The following is a 1163-nucleotide window of genomic DNA, read 5'->3' on the forward strand; positions in this document are numbered from 1 at the left end:
AGCTCAAGATCGTCTTCCGAGCGGCTCGGCCGCGGCACAGGCGGGGCATTTCGGACGGCAAGCGTCACTTCGCCCACCACCTCGTCCACCAGGCCAACGATCTCGCCGGCGCGCGCGTCGAGTTCGTCCCATGGGATGCACCGCGTCCCGAGGCCTTCCTGGGCGCGATGCTCCGCCGGCGTCCGTGCCGCGATGCGGGCGTTGATCGTAAGACCTGAGCGATCATCGCCAAAGATCGTCATGATCCGCACCCGAGCCGGGCGGTCGCTGAGGCCCCGCAACGCCTCGGCCCGTTCGAGGCCCGCCGCAATCGCGCTGCCGACAGATGTTGTCGTGTCTCCGGTCAAATCGCCCTCTCCCGTCCCCATGTTGGCCCGAAAAAGCGTAGCCGAGTCGGCTCCAACGACGGAGTCATTCCTGGCACCGATCCGGGTCATTTCGGCCGCCTGGCTTTGACCTGGAACAGCATGCAGACCGCACGTCTGAACGCTGATGTCGAGGACGGGGCCTATGACGAGCGTCTCGACGAACTCCTCCAGCAGGGCCGCGTCATGTTCCGCTTGAACGCGCTCGAGGGAATCGCCCGCGAGAAGGTCCGCTCGCTGAGTTTCGTCGACGAGATCGAGGTCTATCTCGCCTATCAGGCCAAGTTGCGCGATCGGCTGGAGCTGCGGCACATCGCCCCGGACATGCGCTTCTTCAACGTCTCCTACGTCACCGAGGACGACCTTGCCACGGCCGAGACCTCGGTGCGGAACCAGGAGACGACTGGGTTCGCCGACTTTCTCGCAACGCGCTGGCAACCCTGGGATGCGGTGGTAGTCCGCATCGACCGCGACGCCCACGCAGCGTTGCAGGACCGGCTCGTCGATGCAATGGGCGCGGAGTTCGAGAGCCGCCTGCAGCAACGGCTGGCCGTTCATGACCTGACTGGCGACACCGATGCAGAGAGCGGCGTTCGGAGCGCAGATCCGCGACGAAATCGCCCGCGAAATCAAAGGCGGGCTGACGCAGACGGTGCTCGCAAGGCCACGACGATGAAGGAGTAGCGACCCACATCGGCCCCGAGCCGTGCGCAGGCATCCGCGAGGATGTCGGCGAAGCGTCGGCAGGGGAGCGCACAGGCCAGCCATTGAGCCGCGAAAGGGTGTTTTCCCGAGAGC

The 1163-nt window shown here is 65.9% G+C and carries 1 protein-coding gene and 1 pseudogene; one reads left to right on the plus strand and one right to left on the minus strand.

From position 1 onward, the window contains the following. Positions 1–347, minus strand: a 347-nt coding sequence (locus CWO89_RS48675; protein WP_245476871.1) for a hypothetical protein, incomplete at its 3' end; no start/stop codon positions are given. Positions 348–443: 96 nt separating this feature from the next. Here CWO89_RS48675 and CWO89_RS44390 point away from each other — a divergent pair. Continuing rightward, positions 444–1041 (plus strand): annotated as a pseudogene (locus tag CWO89_RS44390) (NEL-type E3 ubiquitin ligase domain-containing protein); the annotation flags it as partial. Positions 1042–1163 lie beyond the last annotated feature (122 nt).

It is taken from the genome of Bradyrhizobium sp. Leo170, assembly GCF_004296405.1.
In the GTDB taxonomy this organism is placed as follows: Bacteria; Pseudomonadota; Alphaproteobacteria; order Rhizobiales; family Xanthobacteraceae; genus Bradyrhizobium.